Annotated in this window: 20 protein-coding genes; 18 read left to right on the top strand and 2 right to left on the bottom strand. The window is 60.4% G+C overall.

Annotation, left to right across the window (positions count from 1 at the left end):
- Nucleotides 1–23: 23 nt before the first annotated feature.
- From ACQZ6F_RS31160 to ACQZ6F_RS31120, 9 genes are all read left to right on the top strand, one after another.
- A complete protein-coding gene (locus tag ACQZ6F_RS31160; protein WP_449095050.1) occupies nt 24–1,055 on the top strand; it encodes a substrate-binding domain-containing protein in 1,032 nt (343 codons plus the stop codon).
- 73 nt (nt 1,056–1,128) lie between these two features.
- The gene (locus ACQZ6F_RS31155) at nt 1,129–2,673 is read left to right on the top strand and encodes a sugar ABC transporter ATP-binding protein (RefSeq protein ID WP_449095049.1); all 1,545 of its coding nucleotides are present in this window, start codon (nt 1,129–1,131) and stop codon (nt 2,671–2,673) included.
- Nucleotides 2,663–3,691 carry an ABC transporter permease gene (locus tag ACQZ6F_RS31150; RefSeq protein WP_449095048.1) on the top strand — a complete coding sequence of 343 codons (1,029 nt, stop codon included), beginning with the start codon at nt 2,663–2,665 and terminating at the stop codon, nt 3,689–3,691. The genes ACQZ6F_RS31155 and ACQZ6F_RS31150 overlap by 11 nt, the downstream gene beginning before the upstream one ends.
- Before the next feature lies 1 nt (nt 3,692).
- Nucleotides 3,693–4,697, top strand: a complete 1,005-nt coding sequence (locus tag ACQZ6F_RS31145; RefSeq protein ID WP_449095047.1) for a sugar-binding transcriptional regulator — start codon at nt 3,693–3,695, stop codon at nt 4,695–4,697.
- Complete coding sequence (locus tag ACQZ6F_RS31140) at nt 4,694–5,689, top strand: aldo/keto reductase (protein ID WP_449095046.1); 996 nt, start codon at nt 4,694–4,696, stop codon at nt 5,687–5,689. The genes ACQZ6F_RS31145 and ACQZ6F_RS31140 overlap by 4 nt, the downstream gene beginning before the upstream one ends.
- A gap of 12 nt (nt 5,690–5,701) precedes the next feature.
- A complete protein-coding gene (locus tag ACQZ6F_RS31135; RefSeq protein ID WP_449095045.1) occupies nt 5,702–7,444 on the top strand; it encodes an FAD-dependent oxidoreductase in 1,743 nt (580 codons plus the stop codon).
- A complete protein-coding gene (locus ACQZ6F_RS31130) occupies nt 7,417–8,259 on the top strand; it encodes a class I fructose-bisphosphate aldolase (RefSeq protein WP_449095044.1) in 843 nt (280 codons plus the stop codon). Before ACQZ6F_RS31135 ends, ACQZ6F_RS31130 begins: the two co-directional genes overlap by 28 nt.
- Nucleotides 8,260–8,292: 33 nt before the next feature.
- Nucleotides 8,293–9,807, top strand: coding sequence for an FGGY-family carbohydrate kinase (locus ACQZ6F_RS31125; protein WP_449095043.1), 1,515 nt, complete (start codon nt 8,293–8,295; stop codon nt 9,805–9,807).
- 189 nt (nt 9,808–9,996) lie between these two features.
- Nucleotides 9,997–11,670, top strand: coding sequence for an FAD-binding dehydrogenase (locus ACQZ6F_RS31120; protein WP_449095042.1), 1,674 nt, complete (start codon nt 9,997–9,999; stop codon nt 11,668–11,670).
- A 55-nt stretch (nt 11,671–11,725) separates the two neighbouring features.
- Here ACQZ6F_RS31120 and ACQZ6F_RS31115 read toward each other — a convergent pair whose 3' ends face one another.
- On the bottom strand, nt 11,726–12,715 hold the full coding sequence (locus ACQZ6F_RS31115; protein WP_449095041.1) for a nitrilase family protein: 990 nt from the start codon (nt 12,713–12,715) through the stop codon (nt 11,726–11,728).
- A gap of 91 nt (nt 12,716–12,806) precedes the next feature.
- Here ACQZ6F_RS31115 and ACQZ6F_RS31110 point away from each other — a divergent pair, with 91 nt between their 5' ends.
- The 8 genes from ACQZ6F_RS31110 (at nt 12,807) to ACQZ6F_RS31075 (ending at nt 20,487) form a co-directional block, all read left to right on the top strand.
- Nucleotides 12,807–13,679 carry a LysR family transcriptional regulator gene (locus tag ACQZ6F_RS31110; RefSeq protein ID WP_449095040.1) on the top strand — a complete coding sequence of 291 codons (873 nt, stop codon included), beginning with the start codon at nt 12,807–12,809 and terminating at the stop codon, nt 13,677–13,679.
- Nucleotides 13,680–13,879: 200 nt separating this feature from the next.
- The gene (locus tag ACQZ6F_RS31105; protein WP_449095039.1) at nt 13,880–15,511 is read left to right on the top strand and encodes an ABC transporter substrate-binding protein; all 1,632 of its coding nucleotides are present in this window, start codon (nt 13,880–13,882) and stop codon (nt 15,509–15,511) included.
- Entirely contained in the window at nt 15,492–16,442 is a 951-nt protein-coding gene (locus tag ACQZ6F_RS31100) for an ABC transporter permease (protein ID WP_449095038.1), read from the top strand. Before ACQZ6F_RS31105 ends, ACQZ6F_RS31100 begins: the two co-directional genes overlap by 20 nt.
- Entirely contained in the window at nt 16,439–17,311 is an 873-nt protein-coding gene (locus ACQZ6F_RS31095) for an ABC transporter permease (protein ID WP_449095037.1), read from the top strand. Before ACQZ6F_RS31100 ends, ACQZ6F_RS31095 begins: the two co-directional genes overlap by 4 nt.
- A complete protein-coding gene (locus tag ACQZ6F_RS31090) occupies nt 17,308–18,990 on the top strand; it encodes a dipeptide ABC transporter ATP-binding protein (protein WP_449095036.1) in 1,683 nt (560 codons plus the stop codon). Before ACQZ6F_RS31095 ends, ACQZ6F_RS31090 begins: the two co-directional genes overlap by 4 nt.
- A 178-nt stretch (nt 18,991–19,168) precedes the next feature.
- Entirely contained in the window at nt 19,169–19,348 is a 180-nt protein-coding gene (locus ACQZ6F_RS31085) for a hypothetical protein (RefSeq protein ID WP_449095035.1), read from the top strand.
- Nucleotides 19,338–19,961 (top strand): helix-turn-helix domain-containing protein, encoded by a 624-nt coding sequence (locus ACQZ6F_RS31080; RefSeq protein WP_449095034.1) that lies wholly within the window; start codon nt 19,338–19,340, stop codon nt 19,959–19,961. Before ACQZ6F_RS31085 ends, ACQZ6F_RS31080 begins: the two co-directional genes overlap by 11 nt.
- A gap of 109 nt (nt 19,962–20,070) precedes the next feature.
- Nucleotides 20,071–20,487: a hypothetical protein gene (locus ACQZ6F_RS31075; RefSeq protein ID WP_449096348.1), complete on the top strand. Its 417-nt coding sequence runs from the start codon at nt 20,071–20,073 to the stop codon at nt 20,485–20,487.
- 130 nt (nt 20,488–20,617) lie between these two features.
- On the opposite strand, the gene ACQZ6F_RS31070 is transcribed toward ACQZ6F_RS31075, so the two are convergent.
- Nucleotides 20,618–20,842 (bottom strand): hypothetical protein, encoded by a 225-nt coding sequence (locus ACQZ6F_RS31070; protein ID WP_449095032.1) that lies wholly within the window; start codon nt 20,840–20,842, stop codon nt 20,618–20,620.
- Here ACQZ6F_RS31070 and ACQZ6F_RS31065 point away from each other — a divergent pair.
- A complete protein-coding gene (locus ACQZ6F_RS31065) occupies nt 20,841–20,990 on the top strand; it encodes a hypothetical protein (RefSeq protein WP_169055393.1) in 150 nt (49 codons plus the stop codon). The genes ACQZ6F_RS31070 and ACQZ6F_RS31065 overlap by 2 nt on opposite strands.
- Nucleotides 20,991–21,019: the final 29 nt, after the last annotated feature.

Here is a 21,019-nt window from a genome sequence, read left to right as displayed (position 1 = left end):
GCTTCGGCCTCCGGGGAGGAACTTTGCGCAAATTTCTAAGCACGACCGCAATGGCTGTTCTGGCCGCAGCGGCATTCGTCTCGACTGCGTCAGCAGCCGAGACGGAAAATCCGTTTCGCTGCAAGCCCGGCGAAAAATACGTCATGAACGTCATGGTATCCGGCGTCGAATACTGGTTCCCGGTCTATGAGATGTTCAAGCAGGCCGGCCGCCAGCTCGGCTGCGAGACCGCCTATACCGGAACGCCGGAATATGACGTCAACAAGCAGATCGCCACCTTCGATCAGGCACTTGCCCAGAACCCGGCCGGCATTCTCGTCCATCCGATGAATTCCGACCCGTTCATCGAGCCGATCAACCGCGCGATCGATCAGGGCACGGCGGTCGTCACCTTCGCCGCGGATTCGCCGCTTTCCAGGCGCATCTCCTTCATCACCTCGGACAATGCGCGTGAAGGCACCTACGCTGCCGATGCGATTGCCGCAAAGCTCGGTGGCAAGGGCGAATATGCCGTTCTGGAAAATCCGGGGCAGGACAATCACGACAAGCGCATCGCCGCTTTCATCGCTCGCATGGAAACAAAATATCCTGACATGAAGCTCGTCGGCCGCGCGGCCTCGAACCAGGATCCCAACAAGGCTTATCAGGGTCTCATGAGCCTGGTGCAGGCGCATCCGAACCTAAATGCCGTGTTCATGCCCGAGGCAAACTCGGCAATCGGCGCAGCTCAGGCCAACAAGGAAAGCGGCGGCAAGATCCTCGTGATGTGCGCCGACGTCAACGCCAATATTCTCGACATGATCAAGGCCGGCGAAGTGTTCGGCTCGATCAACCCAAACCAGGGCATGCAGGGTTATATGGGCTTCATGATGCTCTGGTTTGCCAAGCATCCCGAGCTGATCGACCCGATGAACGACGCCAAGCGTTCCGGCTTCAACCCGATGAGCATTCCCTTCGTCGATAACGGCCTGTCGATCGTGACAGCCGCCAATGCCGACGACTTCTATTGGGACAAGTACCTGAAGCGTCGTGGTACGAAGGGTATCGAGGAGTAAGCCCTACGAGGCGGTTGTCCGGGATGAGGAAATCCCGGACAACCGATGCAGGGTGGGCAAGGGAGTGGATGTGATGACGCCAGCACCGGTCTTGGAGATACGCAATGTCAGCAAACGCTTCGGCGCCATCAAGGCGCTGACGGATGTGACATTCACCCTGGAAAGGGGCGAGGTGCATGCGCTCTGCGGCGAGAACGGCGCGGGCAAGTCGACGCTCATGAACATCATCGCCGGCGTGCTGCAGCCGAACGAAGGAGAAATCCTCATCGATGGCGCGCATGTGAAGATTGCCTCTCCGGCCCATGCCCAGACCTTGGGAATAGGTCTCGTCCACCAGGAAATCGCCCTCTGCCCGGACGCCACCATTGCCGAGAACATGTTCATGGCGGCCACAAACCGTCGCCGCTCGCCTTTCATGAATTTTGCCCGGCTGGAGCGGGAAGCGCAGGCTGTCATGAACCGCCTTGCTCCGATCGATGTCCGCCAGAAGGTCAGCGAGCTGCCGATTTCAAGCCAGCAGCTCGTCGAGATCGCGAAGGCGCTGACGCTCGATTGCCGGGTTCTGATCTTCGACGAGCCGACGGCGGCGCTGACGGTCACGGAAGCACAGGTGCTCTTCGGCATCATTAACGATCTGAAGGCTCAGGGCATATCGATCGTTTATATCAGCCACCGCATGGCCGAGATTTTCAGCCTCTGCGACCGCGTCACCGTCTTTCGCGACGGCCGCTATGTTTCGACCGAACGAGTGTCGGATATCACCGCCGAAGATGTGGTGCGCCGCATGGTCGGCCGCGAGATCACCCAGCTCTATCCTGAGAAGCAGGGCGAGACGGAGCGCAACGACGAAACCATTCTCTCCGTCCAAAATCTTGGTGACGGCAAGCGCTTCCGCGATGTCAGCTTCGAACTGCGCAAAGGCGAAATTCTCGGGATCGGTGGCCTGATCGGCTCCGGACGAACCGAAATCGCCGAAGGTGTCTGCGGGCTGCGCCAGACGACGACAGGCGAGATCCGATTGCAGGACAATACACTCCGGGCGACATCCTACGCGGATGCGGTACGGGCAGGCGTCGTCTACCTCTCCGAGGATCGCAAAGGCTCCGGTGTCTTTCTCGACCTATCGATTGCGCAGAACATTGCCGCTCTCGATTTGAAGTCGCTGACCGGCCGGTTCGGGCTCTTGAATGCGAAGGCAGAGGCGGATCGGGCAGGCGAACTTGCGCGCCGTCTCGGCGTTCGCATGGGCGGTATCGACATGCCGGTCTCATCGCTCTCCGGCGGCAATCAGCAGAAGGTCGCCATCGCCAAACAGCTGGCGGTCGATCCGAAAGTGATCCTTCTCGATGAGCCGACGCGCGGCATCGATGTCGGCGCAAAATCCGAGATTCATCGCCTGCTGCGTGATCTCGCGCGCTCCGGTATCGGCATCGTCGTCATCACCTCGGAATTGCAGGAGCTTCTCGGCCTCTGCGACCGGGCGATCGTCATCCGCGAAGGCACCATCGCCGGCGAAGTCGAAGGCGCGGCGATGACGGAAGAGGCCATCATGCGGCTGGCATCGGGCATCGGCGCCGGGCAACACACCAAATCAAAGGCATCAGAGCATGCCGTCTGAGAAAAAGGCAGAAACGGGGGACAAGGCAGTGACAGATCATGCATTGGCGGTGACGAGGCAGCGCGCTTCTTCCTGGAGGAAGCTCGGAACGATGCGGGAAGCAGGGCTCATCGCCATCATTCTCGCCCTTTGCATCCTCATGAGCTTTGCCTCCCCGCATTTCCTGACGCTCGGCAATTTCAGAGCGATGCTGATGTCCTTCTCGGTGGAAGGTATCGTCGTCGTCGGCATGACGATCCTTTTGATCGTCGGCGGCATCGACCTCTCTGTGGGGTCGGTCGTCTGCTTCTCGATGGTTCTGTCCGGGTCGCTGTTCCTGATGGGACTGGATCCATGGAGCGCATCGCTGATCGGCATCCTCGCCAGCGCGTTGATCGGCTGCGCCATGGGCTTCTTCGTCACCGTCATCGGCCTCAATCACTTCATCACGTCGCTGGCGGCCATGGTGATCGTGCGGGGTATCTGCCTCATCATTACCAAGGGAACACCGCTTTCGCTGTTCACGCTGCCGCCCTCGTTCAAGGCCGTCGGGCAAGGCACCTTTTACGGGGTGCCCTATGTGATCCTGATCTTCGTCGCCGTGGTCGCCATTTTCGATTTCCTGCTGCGTCGGGCAACGGCCTTCCGCAAGGTCTTCTATACCGGCAGCAACGAGAAGGCCGCCCTCTATTCCGGCATCAAGACCAACCAGGTGAAGTTCTGGGTTACCGTCCTCTGCGCCACGTTATCCGGCGTTGCCGGTGTCATCTACATGTCCAGGTTTGGTGCTGCGACACCGACTTTCGGCGTCGGCATGGAGCTCAACATCATTGCCGCGGCCGTTATCGGCGGCGCATCCCTGAGCGGCGGCTCCGGCACGATCCTTGGCGCCATCCTTGGCATTGCGCTTCTGTCTGTCGTCTCAAGTTCGCTGATCCTACTCAACGTATCGGTCTATTGGCAGGACATGATCAAAGGCTGCATTCTCCTGACTGCCGTTTCCATCGACCATTTCCTTCACAAGCGGAAGGCTGCCTGACATGCCGATTGCAAAGCCGAAATCCCCATCTGCGCCCCGCGAGGAAATCGTCATCGCGCGCCAGATGCACCAGGCTCTCGTCCTGCACTTCCTCGAAGGCCTGACGCAGGCTCAGATCGCCGACCAGCTCGGCCTCTCGCATGCGACCGTCAACCGGCTGATCAAGCGCGGCCGCCAGCTCGGCCTGGTCGAGATCAAGATCAAATCCCCTGTCGAGCCCCTGGTCGACATGGAGGAGCAGCTTCTTGCCCTTGGCGGCATAAGCCGCGCCATCGTCGTACCGACGGTATCGGATAATCTGCAAACGACGCTGCAGACGGTTGGCGAAGCCGCGGCTCGCTTGCTGCTCGAGCATATCGCAGACGGCGATACGATCTGCATCACCGGCGGCAAGGGCGTCAGCGCCGTCGTGGCGGGCCTTCAGGCGCCGCGACGCTTCGATGTCGCCGTCATCCCGGCAACGGGCTGCGTTCAGGGCAAACACTATACGGATGTGAACCACGTCTCGACGATGATGGCCGACCGGCTAGGCGGCCACTCGTTCCAGATCCATGCGCCTCTTTTTGCCGATAGCGCTGGCGAGCGCGACATGCTGATCAACATGCGCTCCGTTGCCGACGTCTTCCGGCAGGCGCGAGAGGCCAAGGTGGCGGTGGTCGGCATCGGCTCCATTCTCTCCGACGACTCCAGCTACTACGACCTGCATCCCTCTTCGAGCACGGACCGCGCGGCAATCGAGCGCTCCGGCGCCTCGTGCGAATTGCTCGCGCATCTGCTCGATGACCGGGGCAGCGTCTGCGACTACAGCCTCAACCGCTCCCTCGTCTCGCTGACCCTTCCGGAGTTCGCCTCGATCCCGACGAAGATCGGCGTGGCAAGCGGTCCGAACAAGGCGGGGCCGATCCTCAGCGTCATGCGCGGCCATCATCTCGATACGCTGGTCACTGACGAAGCGACCGGTGCGCGGGTTCTGGCGCTGGCAAATGGCGAAGGACAAAGCGCATGAACGGGCAACAATTGATACGCAAGATAGGCGGCTCAGACGTCAGCGCTTCGGCGGTCGGCCTTGGAACATGGGCAATCGGCGGCTGGATGTGGGGAGGCACCGACGAGGCGGAATCGATCGCGGCGATCCAGGCATCGCTGGATGCCGGCATCACGCTGATCGATACCGCGCCGGCCTACGGCCTCGGTCGCTCGGAAGAGATCGTCGGCAAGGCGCTTGACGGTCGCCGCGATAAGGCGGTGATCGCCACCAAGTGCGGTCTCGTGTGGCATACCGACAAGGGCCGGCATTTCTTCGATCAGGATGGCAGGCCGGTTCACCGCTACCTCGGTCGCGATGCGATCTTCCACGAAGTCGAGGAAAGCCTGCGGCGCCTCGGCACCGACTACATCGATCTCTACATCACCCACTGGCAGGATCCGACGACACCGATCGAGGAGACGATGCGGGCGCTGGAAGACCTAAAGACGTCGGGCAAGATCCGGGCGATCGGCGCCAGCAATGTCGGCACCCCCGAACTGCAAGCCTATATAGCGACCGGCGGTCTCGATGCCATCCAGGAGCGCTTCAGCATGCTTGACCGGGAGATCGAGGCCGATCTGCTGCCGTTGACCCGGGAAAACGGCGTTGCGACGCTGAGCTATTCCTCCCTGGCGCTCGGTCTCTTGTCCGGCGCTATCGGACCCGACCGGGTCTTTTCCGGTGATGATCAACGGCTGGGCAATCCTCGCTTTTCTGTTTCCAACCGTGAAAAGGTGCGGGCCTTTGCGAGTGCCATCAAGCCGGTTGCCGATAGGCACGAGGCGAGCATTGCCCAGATCGTCATCGCCTGGACGCTTGCCCAGCCCAGCGTCACCTTTGGTCTTTGCGGCGCGCGCAATCCCGCGCAGGCGCTCGACAATGCCCGGGCCGGAACCATCCGGCTGGACGCGGATGATCAATCGGCCATCGATGCGGCCATTTCAGCGAAATTGACCGCTATGGACAGGTAACGGATCACCATCATGAATCGTGAAGAGACGTTGGACGGGCTTCGCCGGAGCCCGAAGGTGGACGTGTGTGTCATCGGCGGCGGCATCAACGGCATCAGTGTCTTCCGGGAACTGGCGCTGCAGGGGCTCGACGTGCTTCTGGTCGAGAAGCAAGATTATTGCTCCGGGGCGAGCGCCGCACTGTCGCGCATGGTGCATGGCGGCCTTCGTTATCTCGAGAATGGCGAGTTCAAGCTGGTGCAGGAATCGCTCACTGAGCGTGACAGGTTGCTGCGCAATGCTCCGCACTATGTCGCGCCGCTGCCGACGACCGTGCCGGTCTTCGATATCTTCTCCGGACTTGGCAATGGTCTCGTCCGCTTCCTGGGGCTCTCCCGTCGACCCAGCCGCCGCGGCGCCATTGCCATCAAGGCAGGCCTCAGCATTTACGATTTCCTGACGCGCAAGCGGGCCATGATGCCGCGCCATCAGTTTCGCGGCCGGCGCAGCACGCTCGCCAAGTGGCCGGCACTCAATGCCGACATAAAGAGTTCCGCCACCTATTACGACGCCTGGGTCAGCCACCCGGAGCGCCTGGGAGTCGAGTTGCTGGATGACGGCCTCTCTGCAGGATCGAAGGCGCTGAACTACGTGGACATCCGTGCGCTAGGGGAGGGCCGATATCTCGTGCACGACACCATCAGCGGCTCTTCGGCGGCAATCGAACCCACACTCATCATCAACGCAACTGGCGGGTGGATCGACATCACCAACGGCACGCTCTTTAAACCCGAAACACGGACGATCCCTTTGATGGGCGGCACAAAAGGATCCCATCTAATCATCGACAATGCGGCGCTCTATGACGCGCTTGCCGGCCATATGATCTACTACGAGAACGAGGATGGCCGGATCTGCATCCTGTTTCCTTATCTGGGTAAGGTTCTCGTCGGCTCCACCGATATTCGCATCGACCATCCCGATAACGTGCGCTGCGAGACTGACGAGCGGGACTATATCCTGCAATCCCTGTCGTTCGTTCTGCCCGATATCAAAATCCGGCCGGAAGAAATCAGCTTCCAGTTCTCGGGCGTCCGGCCCCTGCCGGCGAGCACCGACAGTTTTACCGGCCGCATTCCTCGCGATCATTTCTGTACGGTCGTGGACGACGCCAATGGCGGCCCATCGGTCGTGTGCATGATCGGCGGGAAGTGGACGACCTTTCGATCGTTCGGCGAACTCGCGGCTGATCTCGCGCTGGAGCGGCTGGGCAAAGAGCGGCAAGTTTCGACAGTCGATCGGGCGATCGGCGGCGGCCGACGATTTCCGCTCGATCGCGCCGCGTGGATCGCTCAGGTGGCGGCAGAAAAGGGAATTCCGGGTAGCCGTATGGCAGTGCTTTTCGGCCGCTACGGCACGCAGGCCGAAGCAATCGCCGGCTTCATCGGCATGGCATCCGACAGGCCCACGCCCCATCCGGATTATTCCGAGCGCGAACTCATCTTTCTCATCCGCAACGAAGCGGCCGAGCATCTCGACGATCTGCTGCTCCGGCGCACAACGCTTGCCATATCGGGCCATCTCTCCCAGCAGATGATGGACGCAACGCTCGATCTTCTAGCGGCGGAAAAGGCCTGGACGCCGGCAGAGCGGAGTGCCGAGCGCGAGCGTTTTCTCACCCTCTTACGTGACCGCCACGGCGTCACCGAAAGCACCCTTTCCGAACGGAACGAACAAAGGAGCATGCAATGCGAAGCAACAGCAAAGTCCGGATGAACCGGCTATTCAGCGGCGGTCGTTGCCTGGACGTGGCCATCGATCATGGCGTCTGCAACGAACCCTCCTTCCTCAATGGTCTCGAAGACATGCCGACTGTTGTCGGGACCCTGGTGCAAGCAGCCCCCGACGCAATCCAGATGAACTACGGCCAGGCAGACTTGCTGCAAGATGTGACCGCCAGGAACAAGCCGGCGCTGGTCATGCGCATCGACATGGGAAACCCATATAACCGCACGCGGCACCGCGACATGTGGGCCGTACTCCAGAACGAGGCCGAGCCCTTGATCGGCGCGATCGAGATGGATGCGGCCTGTGTCGTGGTCAACCTCTTCATGCTGCCCGACGAACCCGACCTTTTTCGCCAATGCGTTCAGAATATTGCCCGCGTGCGCGCGGACTGCGACAAATACGGCCTGCCGCTGATGATCGAACCGCTTGTCATGCAGCCGGTCGATCAGGCTGGCGGCTATATGGTCGATGGGGATGCCGACAAGATCGTTACCTTGACGCGGCTTGCCCGCGAGATGGGAGCGGATATCGTCAAGGCCGACCCGACGACGAATGCGGAGGATTTCCACAGGGTGGTCGAGGCGGCCCGTTGCCCGGTTCTGGTTCGCGGCGGCGGCAAGGAGGATCTTCGCGCCGTCTTCGATAAATCGGCGGCCTTGATGCGGCAGGGCGCCATGGGCATGGTCTATGGGCGTAACATCTATCAACATGCCAATCCGAGCGCGGTCGTTCGCGGGCTGATGGCGATCATACATGACGATGCAAGCGGCGAGGACGCTTTCGCGCTTTACCAACGCGGCTGATCGTGAAGACTGGGGCCTTGGGAGGGGCTTTGCATGGCAGATTATCTATTGGGGCTCGACGCCGGCAACACCGTCATCAAGGCGGTGATCTTTGACCGGGAGGGCAACGAAATCGCGGCGGCGGCAGAAGAGGGCCATAGCCGCATGCCATGCGCCGGGCATGTGGAACGTGGGCTCGACGAGCTCTGGGCGAATGCCCGCAAGGTCATCCGCAGTTGCATCGAGCAGGCGGCGATCAGGCCGCAGGATATTGCCGCGGTGGGCTGTGCCGGCCACGGAAACGGGCTTTATGCGCTGGATCGCGACGGTCAGCCGCTGCTCGGCATTCAGTCGCTCGATACGCGAGCGGCTGGTCTCGTTGAGGAATGGCAGGCGCAAGGCGTGGGTGACCGCACCTATCCGATCGGCCAGCAGCGGCCCTGGCCGTCGCAGACGCCGACACTGCTCGCCTGGCTAAAGCGGCATCGGCCGGAGACCTTCGCCAGGGTCGGCACGATTTTCCTATGCAAGGACTTCATCGTCAATCGGCTCACCGGCATGCGGGTCAGCGAAATGTCCGACATGACCGGATGCGGTTTGCTCGATGTCGCCAATCGCCGCTACGATCGGGCATTGATGGAGGCCTATGGCCTTGGCGACTGCATGGAGCTTCTGCCGTCACTGATCGAGAGCGCCGATATTGCGGGAGAGATCACCGAGGAAGCCGCCGATCAGACGGGGCTTGCCGCCGGCACGCCCGTTGTCGGCGGTCTGTTCGATGTCATCGCGTCGGCCATTGGGTCCGGCGTCACGCGGACGGGTGACGCGTCGATCATTGCGGGAACCTGGAGCATCAATCAGGTCATCATCGACAGGCCGCAGCTGTCAGGCCCCGTCTTCATGTCCTCTACCTTCGACCGCGAGCGCTATATGGCGATCGAGTCGAGCGCCACTTCGGCAGCAAACCTAGAATGGCTGGTCCGGGAATTCTTTTCTGACGTCCCCACAGGCGGGCGCTCACCCTTCGATCTCTGCGGCGAGCTTGCCGCCGCCATTGTGCCGGCTGCGGACGACCCGATCTACCATCCCTTTCTCTATGGGGCGCAGCAGAACGGCAATGCCCGAGCCGGCTTTTACGGGGTTGCCGGCTGGCATACGAAGGGGCATCTCGTCCGCGCCGTCCTTGAAGGCGTCGCTTTCGGTCATCGCGAGCACATAGAGACGATGCGCGAGGCGGGGGCCGTCTTCAACGAAGCGGTGCTTTCAGGCGGCGGCTCCCGAAGCTTGATCTGGCCTCAGATATTTGCCGACGTGCTGGGCTCGCCGGTGTCGATCGCTCGTTCGCGTGAGACGGGTGCGCTTGGAGCAGCGATTGCGGCAGGAACCGGCGCTGGTATCTTCGCGGATTTTACCGATGGTGCAGCCTCGATGGTCAAGATGGAGCGCAACTACGTCCCAAACACCAATTTGGCGGCTCACTATGAAAGACGCTACGACCTCTACCGCGACATCGCCAAGGCAATGGCCCGGATCTGGCGACGCCATGCGTCGATAAAGGGCGATCAATAACAACTGGCACCGAAGAGCGGCCACAGTTTCGCACGGGCGAAAAATGCGGCCGCTCATAAAGCTCGTTCAGCACCTGCATCCAAAATTAGCAGAGAGTTCTCAGCGCAACCCCTAGATTAGCGGCCTCGCAAGTGTCAGCTTATGCCTTGCGAGCAATCCAGAACCCGCAACATCAGGAGGCCAGAACGCATGAGCACCACCGAACCCGATGTGATCGTCGTCGGCGCAGGCCTTGCCGGTCTGGTCGCAACCTACGAGCTGGTAAAGGCCGGACGCCGGGTTCTCTTCGTCGATCAGGAAAATCGCAACAATCTGGGCGGCCAAGCCTTCTGGTCACTCGGTGGGTTGTTCCTCGTCGATAGTCCCGAACAACGGCGGATGCGGATCAAGGATTCTTATGATCTGGCGGTGCAGGACTGGATGGGTTCGGCTCAGTTCGACCGGGCCGAAGATTACTGGCCCCGCAAATGGGCCGAGGCCTATCTTCGCTTCGCAACCGACGAGAAGCGCACATATCTGCATGAGCTGGGTGTGCGCTTCGTTCCGACGGTCGGCTGGGCGGAGCGCGGCGACGGCAATGCGCTCGGGCATGGCAACTCCGTGCCACGATTCCATCTGACCTGGGGAACAGGCCCCGAACTGGTGCGCGTCTTCCGCGAGCCGGTGCTCGACGGCGAGCGGCGCGGCCTGGTGCGTTTTGCATTCCGCCACCAGGTGGATGAGCTGATCGTCGAACAGGACGCCGTCGTCGGGGTGCGCGGCACGGTGCTCGAACCCTGCGACGATCTCGAGCGTGGCAAGAAATCGCCACGCAACGGAATCGAGGGCTTTGAATACCGTGCCCCGGCCGTGGTGTTGAGCACCGGCGGCATCGGCCATAATCTCGACCTGATCCGCCGTAACTGGCCGACTGACCGGCTGGGCAAGGCTCCCACGCATATGATCCCCGGCGTCCCCGCCCATGTGGACGGGCGCATGCTCGGGATTGCCGAGACGTCGGGCGCCAGCATCATTAACCGCGACCGCATGTGGCATTATGTCGAGGGAATCCACAACTGGAACCCGATCTGGCCCGACCACGCAATCCGGATCATTCCGGGGCCATCGCCGCTATGGCTCGACGCCAATGGCGACCGCATGGAGGCTCCGAATTTTCCGGGGTTCAACACGCTTGGAACGCTGAAGCGGATCGTCTCGACTGGCCATGACTACTCGTGGTTCATCCTCAACGAGTCGATCATCGGCAAGGAATTCGTGCTGTCCGGCTCTGAGCAAAACCCCGACATCACAGGCAAGGACATCAAGCTGCTACTCCGTAGCCGGCTCTCCAAGCGCGCGCCCGGACCGATCGAAGCGTTCAAGCGCAACGGCATCGACTTCGTTGTGCGCAACAATCTGCGGGATCTCGTCGCCGGCATGAACGAACTCGCCCGCGGGCCAAGGCTGGATTACGACCATGTCGAACGCCATGTGCTGGCGCGCGACCGGGAAAGCGAGAACAAGTACAGCAAGGACGCCCAGCTGATGGGGATCATGAACGCCCGGCGCTATCTGAGCGATCGGCTGCGCATCCTCAAGCCGCATCGGCTGCTCGATCCCAAGCGGGGGCCACTCATCGCCGTGCGGCTCAATATCCTCACCCGAAAGACCCTCGGCGGCATTGAGACCAATCTCAGCTCACAGGTCATGCGCCCCGATGGCAGCCCGTTCCCCGGATTGTACGCGGCCGGCGAGGCAGCCGGTTTCGGCGGTGGTGGCGTCCACGGATACAATGCACTCGAGGGGACCTTCCTGGGTGGATGCATTTTCTCCGGCCGCGCCGCCGGCCGTGCAATTGCCGGACAGCGCGCACCCTCACGATGAGCAAGACGGAGATATTGTATTGAGTTCCGGATTGGTCAGAAAACCAGCACCGCGCTCATGAGGCCGGCTCTTTAGACAGACCGCTGCGGGTTGACGCTTCGGAAAAGCGCGCCTCCATCGGCGCAAGACCGTTCGGATTGGGCTCCGTCAAGCAGCCGTAAAGCTCGGGGCGGCGACCGCGTATCCAGCGCTGGCCGGTGCATTTGTCCAGTAGATCGAGATCGATTTCGGCGGTCACCATGGCATCGGCGGCCTGCCAGGTCTCGACCAGGATGCGGCCATAGGGATCGAGAATCATGGCATTGCCGGTGCGCACTTCGTCCTCGTCCTGACCAACGCCGTTACTGAAGACGAGGAACATGCCGTTGTCATGAGCGCGAGACGGCAGCCAGCGCATAAACCATTCTCGACCGTTCGGGCCTCGAAATTCCGCTTCGATGGCGTCGGGATCTTCCTGACGACGGGCCCATTTCTCAACCGGAATTCGCTTCAATCCATGTGGGCTGGCGGAATGCCCGCCACCCGCCTGATGCGGCGCAATCAACAGTTCCGCGCCGAGCAGGGCGGTCGCGCGAGCGTTCTCGATGAGATTATTATCCCAGCAGATCAATATCCCCGCCCGGATGCCCCAAGGGGTCTCGAACACAGTAAATCTGTCACCGCTCGAAATGAGCTTATGTTCCCAGGCATGCAGTTTGCGATGGCAATGGCGCTGTCCGTCGGGCATGCAGACGACATAGCTGTTATATAATTTCTGATCTTCGCCGCGCTCCAGCAAGCCGACGCTGATCGCTATACCCTTTTCTTGTGCCAGCGCCGCAACGTAGGAGACCGAAGGGCCCGAAAGAGGCTCGGCGAGAGCCTCCAGACCTTCGCTATCGAGCTTCGGAACATGCCAATAGCCGCAAATGCACATCTCGGGGAACACAACGAGTTGGTTGCCCGCCCGGACAGCCTCCTCGGTAAAATGGAGGATGCGCGAGAGATTATAGGCCTTGTCGCTGGCGCGATGCTGAAACTGTACGGAAGAGACGGTGAAGGTCACGACTATTGCTCCTGAATGTCATGGGGCGATTTGACCATTCAGGCATCTTTTCGTAAAATGATACTTTCGACAGAAATTATTCGATATTCGAATGGATCTTAAACTTCTCCGCGCCTTCATTCAGTTGGTTGATACCGGCCATTACGGCAAGGCGTCGGCGAAGCTGTTCGTCACCCAATCGACCTTGTCGAAGCAGATACAGGCGCTGGAAATGACAGCAGGCGGCCCACTATTCGAGCGTGGCCGTCATGGCGCCAAGCTCACAGCCCTGGGTCAGCTACTGCATCAGGAAGCGCGCGCACTCCTGCGCCTGAGTGATGATATCGACCTGAAGATGCAGCGGGCCAATGCCGGCCTGACCGGATCGCTCGACATCGGATTCGGGATATCGGCGCTGGTCACCGCCCCGCAACTGATCGCCGGCTTTCGGGCAAGCATACCGGAGAGCCAGATCACGCTTAACGACCTGCCGTCGCGAGAGCAGCATCAGCGATTGCTCGATGGCCGGCTCGATGTCGGTTTCTGCCGAGCGTCCGAAGGCGACAACGACCTGGCCTTCATGCCTGTTATCGAAGAGCGGCTGGCGCTGGTTCTTCCTCACGAAATGACGATCCCCTCCGAAGATCGGCTGCCGGACCTGAACCGTCTCGGCTTTGTGTCTTTATCGCCATTGCGTGGGCCGGGATTGGATTCGCAGATCAGCCGTTGGTGCTCCACGATCGGCTTTACCCCGCGTATCATCCAATATGCCGATGATATCCTGACGGTACACGCCGTTGTCGCGGCCGGTCTGGGCGCGGCATTCCTTCCCTGGCACGGCGTCAATGCCTTGGCCGGTCGTACGCATCAACAGCCTCTTTCAGGCCCCGAGGCGACATGGCCTATCGGACTTTGCTGGCACCGGAGAAGTAGCAGTGCCCTGTTGAGCCGCTTCGTAGACTATGTTTCCAGGCATCATGGGTGAATCTGCCTGAGATGTCGATATCCGAATGACACACGACAAAGGCGGGTCAGACACTGAAACGGATTTCTGCCTGTTCGCGCATAAAAGCACCGCAATACCTTTAGTCTAGTAAATTTATAGACAATATTCTATCCAGCAGACCAGATCGCAAATCTGCACTCACTTGATCGATGCAGCAGCGACAAAATCAGGGACGGGATATGAAACAGAAATTTTTGACGGTGAATGGCAGAAAGCGGAATGCTGTCGGCATCGCCTTGGCATTGTCTCTTTTGACGCTCATCGGGACGCCAGCCAATGCCGCGTCCGATACGACGAAACCGGTCGACGGCGGTGTCCTTAACGTGGGATTGGCAACCGATGCCGCGATCATCGATCCATCGATCACCGGCAACTCGATCACGGCCCTTATCACCCGCAACATCGTCGATTCCCTCGTCGGGCAGGCCGAGAACAATAGCTTCACGCCCTGGCTTGCCGAGAAGTGGGAGATCAATACCGACAATACCGTCTATACGTTTCATCTGCGCAAGGGCGTGACCTTCAGCGATGGCACGCCGCTCGATGCCGCCGCCGTCAAATATAACTTCGAGCGCATCCTCGATCCGAAGACCACGTCCAGCTATGCCAAGTCGCTGCTCGGGCCTATCGACAAGATCGAGGCGCCCGATAGCCAGACGCTGGTGATCCATTACCGCCAGTCCTTCGCACCCTTGCTGCAGGGGCTGAGCTTGCCCTATCTCGGCATTCAGTCGCCAACCTATCTGCAGAAGGCGCAGAGAACGACAAATACCGTTATCGGTTCCGGCCCCTATATTCTCGAGAATTTCACCAAGGGAAGCGGCAGCAAGCTCAGCCGGCGCGCCGACTACAATTGGGGTCCGGGCTATGCCACGCATAAGGGACCGGCGCATTTCGCCCAGATCGTCTTCAAATATCTGCCGGAAGCCTCCGTACGACTGGGCGCGCTCGCGAGCGGACAGTTGCAGGCAATCGACGCGGTGCCGCCCGCAAACTATCGCTCCGTTCAGGGCAATGGCAAATTGCAGGTGGTGACGAGGGAAAATCCGGGCGTCAACAGCTCCTACTTCCTCAACACCTCCAAGGGACCGTTTCAGGATGTGAAGGTGCGCCAGGCCTTCCAGACTGCCGTGAATGGCCCAGCCGCCGTGAAGGCTGCCTATTTCGGCACGTTGAAGCCGGCGGACAATATCCTCGGGCCATCGACGCTTTATTACGACCACGATATCCCGAGGAAATGGGGCTTCGATCTCGGCAAGGCGAACCGACTGCTGGACGAAGCGGGCTGGTCGCAGAAGGATGCCGACGGGATACGCAAGAAGGATGGCGCCCGTCTGACCCTGCACTATGTGTATGACACGGGCTCCAGCAGCGCACAGGAAGTCACACTGGCGCAGGCCGTTCAGTATCAAGTGAAGCAGGCGGGCTTCGATCTTCAGCTTGATCCGGTCGATGCCGGCGGTTGGACCGCTCGCACCAATGCCAATGATTACGATCTCGTCTCGTTCTTCTACGTGCGCGCCGAGCCGGATATCCTGCGCACGGTGTTTCATTCGACCTATCTTCCGCCGAATGGCCAGAATGTCTCTCGCGTCAAAAGCCTGGACGAGAAGCTGAGCAAGGCAGTTGGCGCAACCGATGCCGAGCGCAAGCAGCTCTATGCCGACGTGCAGAAGGAAGTGATCGAACAGGCCTACGCCGTGCCGCTCTTCGTCGCGGCCTATCAGCTTGGCGCCTCCAAAGCGCTGCACGGCATCTCCTGGGCCACCAACGCCAAGCCGAATTTCTATGATGCCTGGCTGGATCAATAAAGCCCTCCAGACCGCTGTGCGGCGGACCGGCGTGATCGTTGCCGTGCTTTGGGGCGCGGCGACGATTGCATTTATTGCCGTGAAGCTCATACCGGGCGATCCGGTGTCGATCCTGGCCGGCGGCGAAAATGTCGTCGATGAGGCCGAACGGGCTGCCTTGATCCATCAATATGGGCTGGATCAACCGCTCATCGTTCAATATGCGCACTACCTCGGCAAGGCTTTGGTTGGCGATTTCGGTCAAAGCTACCAATATCGCCAACCGGTGAGCGAGGTGATCTACGAGGCTGCCGGGCCGACGCTGCAGCTTGCCGGCACTGCTATCGTTATCGCGCTGTTATTAGCCGTCAGCATCGCATTGGCGACGGCGGGCCGCCGCCGCGGCCTGGCGCGGCTGTCTTCCGGCGTGGAGCTGATATTGCTGAGCACGCCAGTCTATTGGATCGGTATCCTGCTGCTCACCATTTTCAGCTTCAATCTGCAATGGTTCCCCGTAACCGGCAATGACGGGTTATCGGCCCTGGCGCTACCGGCAATCGCCTTGAGCCTCCCTCTTGCCGCCCTGCTCAGCCAGGTGCTGCGCGATGGGTTGGAGGAGGCGCTGTCCCAGCCCTTCTCACTGACAGTCAGGGCACGCGGCGTCGGCGAGACGGTCCTGCGCGTCAGGCACGGCTTGCGGCATGCGGCGCTGGCGGCATCGACACTCACCGGCACTTTGTTGGCCGGCACGCTGGGCGGCTCGATCCTGACCGAGACGGTCTTCGGGCGCTCGGGCATCGGGCAGATCACGCTGCAGGCGATCAAGACGCGCGACATGCCGCTCGTGCTCGGCCTGGTCATGCTCTCGGCCCTCATCTTCGTCATCGTCAATCTGCTTGTCGATGCTTTCTATCTGATGATCGATCCACGTTTGCGGAGGACGGGTCTATGACCAATGCGACACTCCTGGTCGATGACGTGCTCCTACACCGTCAAGAGGGCCGGCGACGTCCCTGGCTGTCTTCCGGCCTGCTCGTCCCGCTGGCTTTCGTGATCATTCTCGCACTAGCGGTCTGGGCGCCACAATGGTTTTCCCATTTCGATCCGGAGGCGGTCGATCCGGACGCGATACTCATGGCGCCGGACAGCACGCATTGGTTCGGAACCGACGAACTCGGGCGCGACCTCTTCTCCCGCGTCGTTTACGGCACCTCGCAATCGCTGACCATCGGCGTCGGTGCGACACTGATCGCCAGCATCGGCGGTATCGTGCTCGGCACGATCGCAGCGCTGGCGCCAAGGGTGATCGCCCGGCCGCTCTTGCGCCTCATCGATATTCTGCTTGCCTTCCCGGAAATCCTGTTGGCGCTGCTGGTCATCGCCGTGCTCGGCCGTGGACCTGCCAACACCCTGCTGGCCGTCGGGCTTTCCAGTGTCGCGGGTTATGCAAGACTGATCCGTTCACAGGTGCTGCAAGTCAAGCTATCGGGCTATGTCGAGCATGCGATCGCACTGGGCGAGCACCCCTGGACGATTATCAGCCAGCATATCGTGCCGAATTCCATTCGCCCGCTTCTTATCCTCGCGACGATAGGTGTCGGCAGCTCTGTCCTCTCTGCCTCTGCATTGAGCTTCCTCGGGCTCGGCGTCGTGCCGCCCGCAGCCGAATGGGGCGCACTTCTCGCCAACGGCCGCAATTTCCTCGACATAGCGCCCTGGACGAGCCTGCTTCCGGCAACCGTTGTCGCCGTCTCCGTGATCTCGATCACGCTGCTCGGGCGCCGGCTGCAGACCATTCTTGCAACGGGCGATGTGCGATGAATATTCAGACCAGCTTGCAAAGCTTTCGCCCTGCGACTGACGGGACGCCACTGCTCTCGGTGAAGGGTTTGAATGTCTCCTTCTCCACCCCGCAAGGCCGCGTCGATGCGGTTCGTGATCTGTCCCTGGATATTGCGCCAGGGGAGATTCTGGCCTTGGTCGGCGAGTCCGGATCGGGGAAGTCGGTAACGGCGCGCGCCATCGTCGGCCTGACCGGCCCGCGTGCTGCCGTGCGCGCCGAGACCATGAGCCTGACAGCCCACAATGGCCAGCCGCTTAACCTGCTCGACTTGTCGGAGAGAGACTGGCGCGAGGTGCGCGGCCGCGAAATCGGCTTCGTTCGTCAGGATGCGCTGGTATCGCTCGATCCACTAAGGACGATCGGCCGCGAAATTGCCGAACCCATCCTGACGCACCGTCTATCGCCGAGGGCACTCGTAGCGCAGCAGGTCGCGGAATTGCTGGCGCGCGTAGGCATTCCCGATCCGGAGGTCCGAGCCGGGCAGTATGCGCACGAACTCTCGGGTGGACTACGGCAGCGGGCCCTGATCGCCTCGGCGCTTGCCGCCCAACCGCAGCTATTGGTCGCTGACGAACCGACGACAGCGCTGGATGTCAGCGTCCAGAAAAAAGTACTGGCTATCTTCAAAGAATTGGCGGCCGCCGGACATGGCATTCTCCTGATTACCCATGATCTTTCCGTCGCGGCGCAGCTGGCCGATCGGGTCGCGGTCATGCAAAAAGGCCGGCTGGTGGAAATCGGCCCGGCACGCAGTGTTCTTGCGAACCCGCAGCACGACTATACCCAACGCCTGCTGGCGGCGGTGCCGACCGCCGCCAATCGCGGGCAACGTCTGAGTGCGCCGGGCACACCCTCGCCGAGCCGGCAGGCCGTCCATTCGGATCAACGCCTGCTGGAGATCCGCGAGATATCCATGAGCTTCAGGCGCGCGGATGGCAGTCGCCTGCAAGCGGTCAAGAAGATATCTCTCCATATCAATCGCGGAGAGACGCTTGGTATTGTCGGGGAATCCGGCTCGGGCAAGACGACGCTCGGCAAGCTCGCTCTTGCCTTGCAGTCTCCGGATGCGGGAGACGTCCTCTTCGAAGGGCAGCCATGGAGCACACTTCCCGAGCGCACCCGTCGCCCCCTGCGTGCCGGCATTCAAACCATCACTCAGGATCCGCTCAGTTCCTTCAACCCGCGCTTCACGGTAGAGCGCATTATCGATCAGCCATTGAAGCTCTATACCAGGTTGGACAGGGCGGGGCGCCGCGAGAAGATTGCCAAGCTGATGGAGCTGGTCGGCCTGTCGCAGGATCTGCTGGCGCGGCGACCCGCAGCCCTTTCCGGCGGCCAGCGCCAGCGCGTGTCGATCGCACAGGCTCTCGCCGCCGAGCCAAAACTGCTGATCTGCGATGAGCCGGTTTCAGCCCTCGATGTCACGACCCAGGCGCAGGTTCTCGATCTTCTGGTCGATCTGCAGGCAAGGCTTGGCCTGTCCATGATCTTCATTTCGCATGATCTGGGGGTCGTCCAGCATGTCAGCCAACGCATTGTCGTCATGAAGGATGGAGAAGTCGTCGAGGCCGGATTGGTAGAGCAGGTTTTCGAACGGCCGCAGCATGCCTATACGCGTGAGCTGATCGCATCGGTGCCGAAGTTTCGCGAGGTTTAAGCGGGATTGCCGGCAAAGCCTTGCTTTTGTCGTCACTGTACCCTTTGGGCAGCACTTTCGTTGCCAAGCCCTCACGCGGCAAAAACATTCCTCCGCAGTTGCGAAGTTTGGGCGCTGGTCTCTCCAAAATAGTCGACTGGAAAACTAGATTTAGAATATCGAACCTGCAGGAGCCAGAATGTCTAGCCAGGCTGCCAATGTCATTGATTTTCAGGCCTACCGCGATGCCCGCGGCAGGGATTCTGTCGCAACGTCGCCCTCGAATTCCGTGTGGCCGGTTCAGCCTTTCCTGATGTGGGTACCCTTCGTAGGTTTCATTCCCGTCGTGCCATTCGGCCATCTGAATTATGGCGCTTGACGCTGGCGGGCCGTTACATCTGGTCTCCAGGGCGGAGACAATCGACGAAATCTCGACACTGACAGGCCAGAACCTGCGCCGTCTGCGGACGCGCCGCGGTTACTCGCTCGATCGGCTGGCCAAGATATCCGGTGTCAGCCGCGCCATGCTCGGCCAGATCGAAACCGGCAAGAGCAGCCCGACTATTGCCATCCTCTGGAAGATCGCCGCAGCGCTTGACGTGTCCTGCGGTTCGCTGATTGCCGAGCCGCAAGAAACCACTCTCCAGGTGCTCACCCACGCGAAAGCCAAGGTCCTGTCCGCCTCGGAAGGACGGTTCCAGACACGGGCGCTTTTTCCCTATGAGAGCGAACGCAAGGTCGAGTTCTATGAATTGCGCATCGCGCCGCATCACACCGAGATCGCCGAGGCGCATCGGCCCGGCACGATCGAAAATCTGGTCGTCTCGCGCGGAACGGTCGAGATCGTCGCCGGCCGGCACGCCGCACAGATCCTCGGCGAAGGCGATGCCGTCATATTCGAAGCCGATGTGGCCCACAGCTATCGCAATATGACCGCGAGCGAAGCCGTGCTCTACCTCGTTACCACCTATGTCGAGGAAGTTCGCGGCTGAGTGCTTGGCAGTTTCAATGAAAAGGCCGCCCTAAGGGCGGCCGAAGTGACCGGAAAGACTGATTGTTGTTCCGGTCAACAATAGGAAGCGGGATCAGGCCGCTTCCATCGTGCAGCACATCATCATGTTGCCGCACATCATCATCATGGGCATGCCCGACGACAGCATGGACATCATGCGCTTGCAGCATTCCATGAACATGTCCTTGTCCATGCCTTCCATGGGCATCATTTCGCAGACCATGCCCTTCGGCGTCATCTTGCAGGTCATCTTGCCCATCATCATCTGCATCATTGGCATCATCATGGGGTTCATCATCGGCATCTGGCCCATCATCGGCATGCCACCCATCATGGGGTTCATCATAGGCATGCCGCCCATCATTGGGTTCATCATGGGCATACCACCCATCATGGGGTTCATCATCGACATGCCATTCATCATGGAGTTCATCATCGGCATCATGTTCATTGCAGGGTTCATCGTCGCCATCTCCCGAGCTCAGCCGCATTCCGGCTTTCAATGAGAATTGAGGTATGACAACTAATTTTCGCTTTCAATGCGAAAAATTGTTTTAATATTCTTTCCTCCAATAGAATAGATGCAACTCTGTTGGGTTGTCGATTATCCTCATTATTGCAGAAATCTATCCGTTATTACGGATGCCGGAGCAAACAGGCCGCTCCCTCGCTCGTCGCGAGCGCATTCGATTCGACGCTTGCGAAGAAATGCATTTTGCCGATGCCACACGCATCAGCGGAAAATCGTTTCTTTAATCCACTAATTTTATAGACAATATTATGCTCATGAATAATAGAGCCGCCTTGCCGCAGCCGTTCAGGTACCGGGGAAGGGCGGGCGCTGGCATCAGGAGCTTTCATGGATACTGTCCTCTATCTGGCCTCACTTGCAACCCGTCCGACCTTGCCGACGCGCTGGCGCATTTGGCAGATGCTCCAGCATCTGTTCGCAGCCTTCATGGTGCTCGTGTCCTTTATTCTGCTGCTGTACGCCGTCTGCGGCGGCTGAAAGTACCCGCTCGCCGTCGCAGCAATGCC

This window comes from Rhizobium sp. A22-96 (assembly GCF_053521805.1).
Note: the sequence above shows the minus strand (reverse complement) of the source record. Positions and strands in the feature narration are given on the sequence as shown.

Bases quoted from the DNA above. Each gene is read 5' to 3' on its own strand.
- ACQZ6F_RS31155 (WP_449095049.1), top strand. From the start codon at position 1,129: ATGACGCCAGCACCGGTCTTGGAGATACGCAATGTCAGCAAACGCTTC.
- ACQZ6F_RS31150 (WP_449095048.1), top strand. From the start codon at position 2,663: ATGCCGTCTGAGAAAAAGGCAGAAACGGGGGACAAGGCAGTGACAGAT.
- ACQZ6F_RS31145 (WP_449095047.1), top strand. From the start codon at position 3,693: ATGCCGATTGCAAAGCCGAAATCCCCATCTGCGCCCCGCGAGGAAATC.
- ACQZ6F_RS31140 (WP_449095046.1), top strand. From the start codon at position 4,694: ATGAACGGGCAACAATTGATACGCAAGATAGGCGGCTCAGACGTCAGC.
- ACQZ6F_RS31135 (WP_449095045.1), top strand. From the start codon at position 5,702: ATGAATCGTGAAGAGACGTTGGACGGGCTTCGCCGGAGCCCGAAGGTG.
- ACQZ6F_RS31130 (WP_449095044.1), top strand. From the start codon at position 7,417: ATGCGAAGCAACAGCAAAGTCCGGATGAACCGGCTATTCAGCGGCGGT.
- ACQZ6F_RS31125 (WP_449095043.1), top strand. From the start codon at position 8,293: ATGGCAGATTATCTATTGGGGCTCGACGCCGGCAACACCGTCATCAAG.
- ACQZ6F_RS31120 (WP_449095042.1), top strand. From the start codon at position 9,997: ATGAGCACCACCGAACCCGATGTGATCGTCGTCGGCGCAGGCCTTGCC.
- ACQZ6F_RS31110 (WP_449095040.1), top strand. From the start codon at position 12,807: ATGGATCTTAAACTTCTCCGCGCCTTCATTCAGTTGGTTGATACCGGC.
- ACQZ6F_RS31105 (WP_449095039.1), top strand. From the start codon at position 13,880: ATGAAACAGAAATTTTTGACGGTGAATGGCAGAAAGCGGAATGCTGTC.
- ACQZ6F_RS31100 (WP_449095038.1), top strand. From the start codon at position 15,492: ATGCCTGGCTGGATCAATAAAGCCCTCCAGACCGCTGTGCGGCGGACC.
- ACQZ6F_RS31095 (WP_449095037.1), top strand. From the start codon at position 16,439: ATGACCAATGCGACACTCCTGGTCGATGACGTGCTCCTACACCGTCAA.
- ACQZ6F_RS31090 (WP_449095036.1), top strand. From the start codon at position 17,308: ATGAATATTCAGACCAGCTTGCAAAGCTTTCGCCCTGCGACTGACGGG.
- ACQZ6F_RS31085 (WP_449095035.1), top strand. From the start codon at position 19,169: ATGTCTAGCCAGGCTGCCAATGTCATTGATTTTCAGGCCTACCGCGAT.
- ACQZ6F_RS31080 (WP_449095034.1), top strand. From the start codon at position 19,338: ATGGCGCTTGACGCTGGCGGGCCGTTACATCTGGTCTCCAGGGCGGAG.
- ACQZ6F_RS31065 (WP_169055393.1), top strand. From the start codon at position 20,841: ATGGATACTGTCCTCTATCTGGCCTCACTTGCAACCCGTCCGACCTTG.
- ACQZ6F_RS31070 (WP_449095032.1), bottom strand. From the start codon at position 20,842: ATGAAAGCTCCTGATGCCAGCGCCCGCCCTTCCCCGGTACCTGAACGG.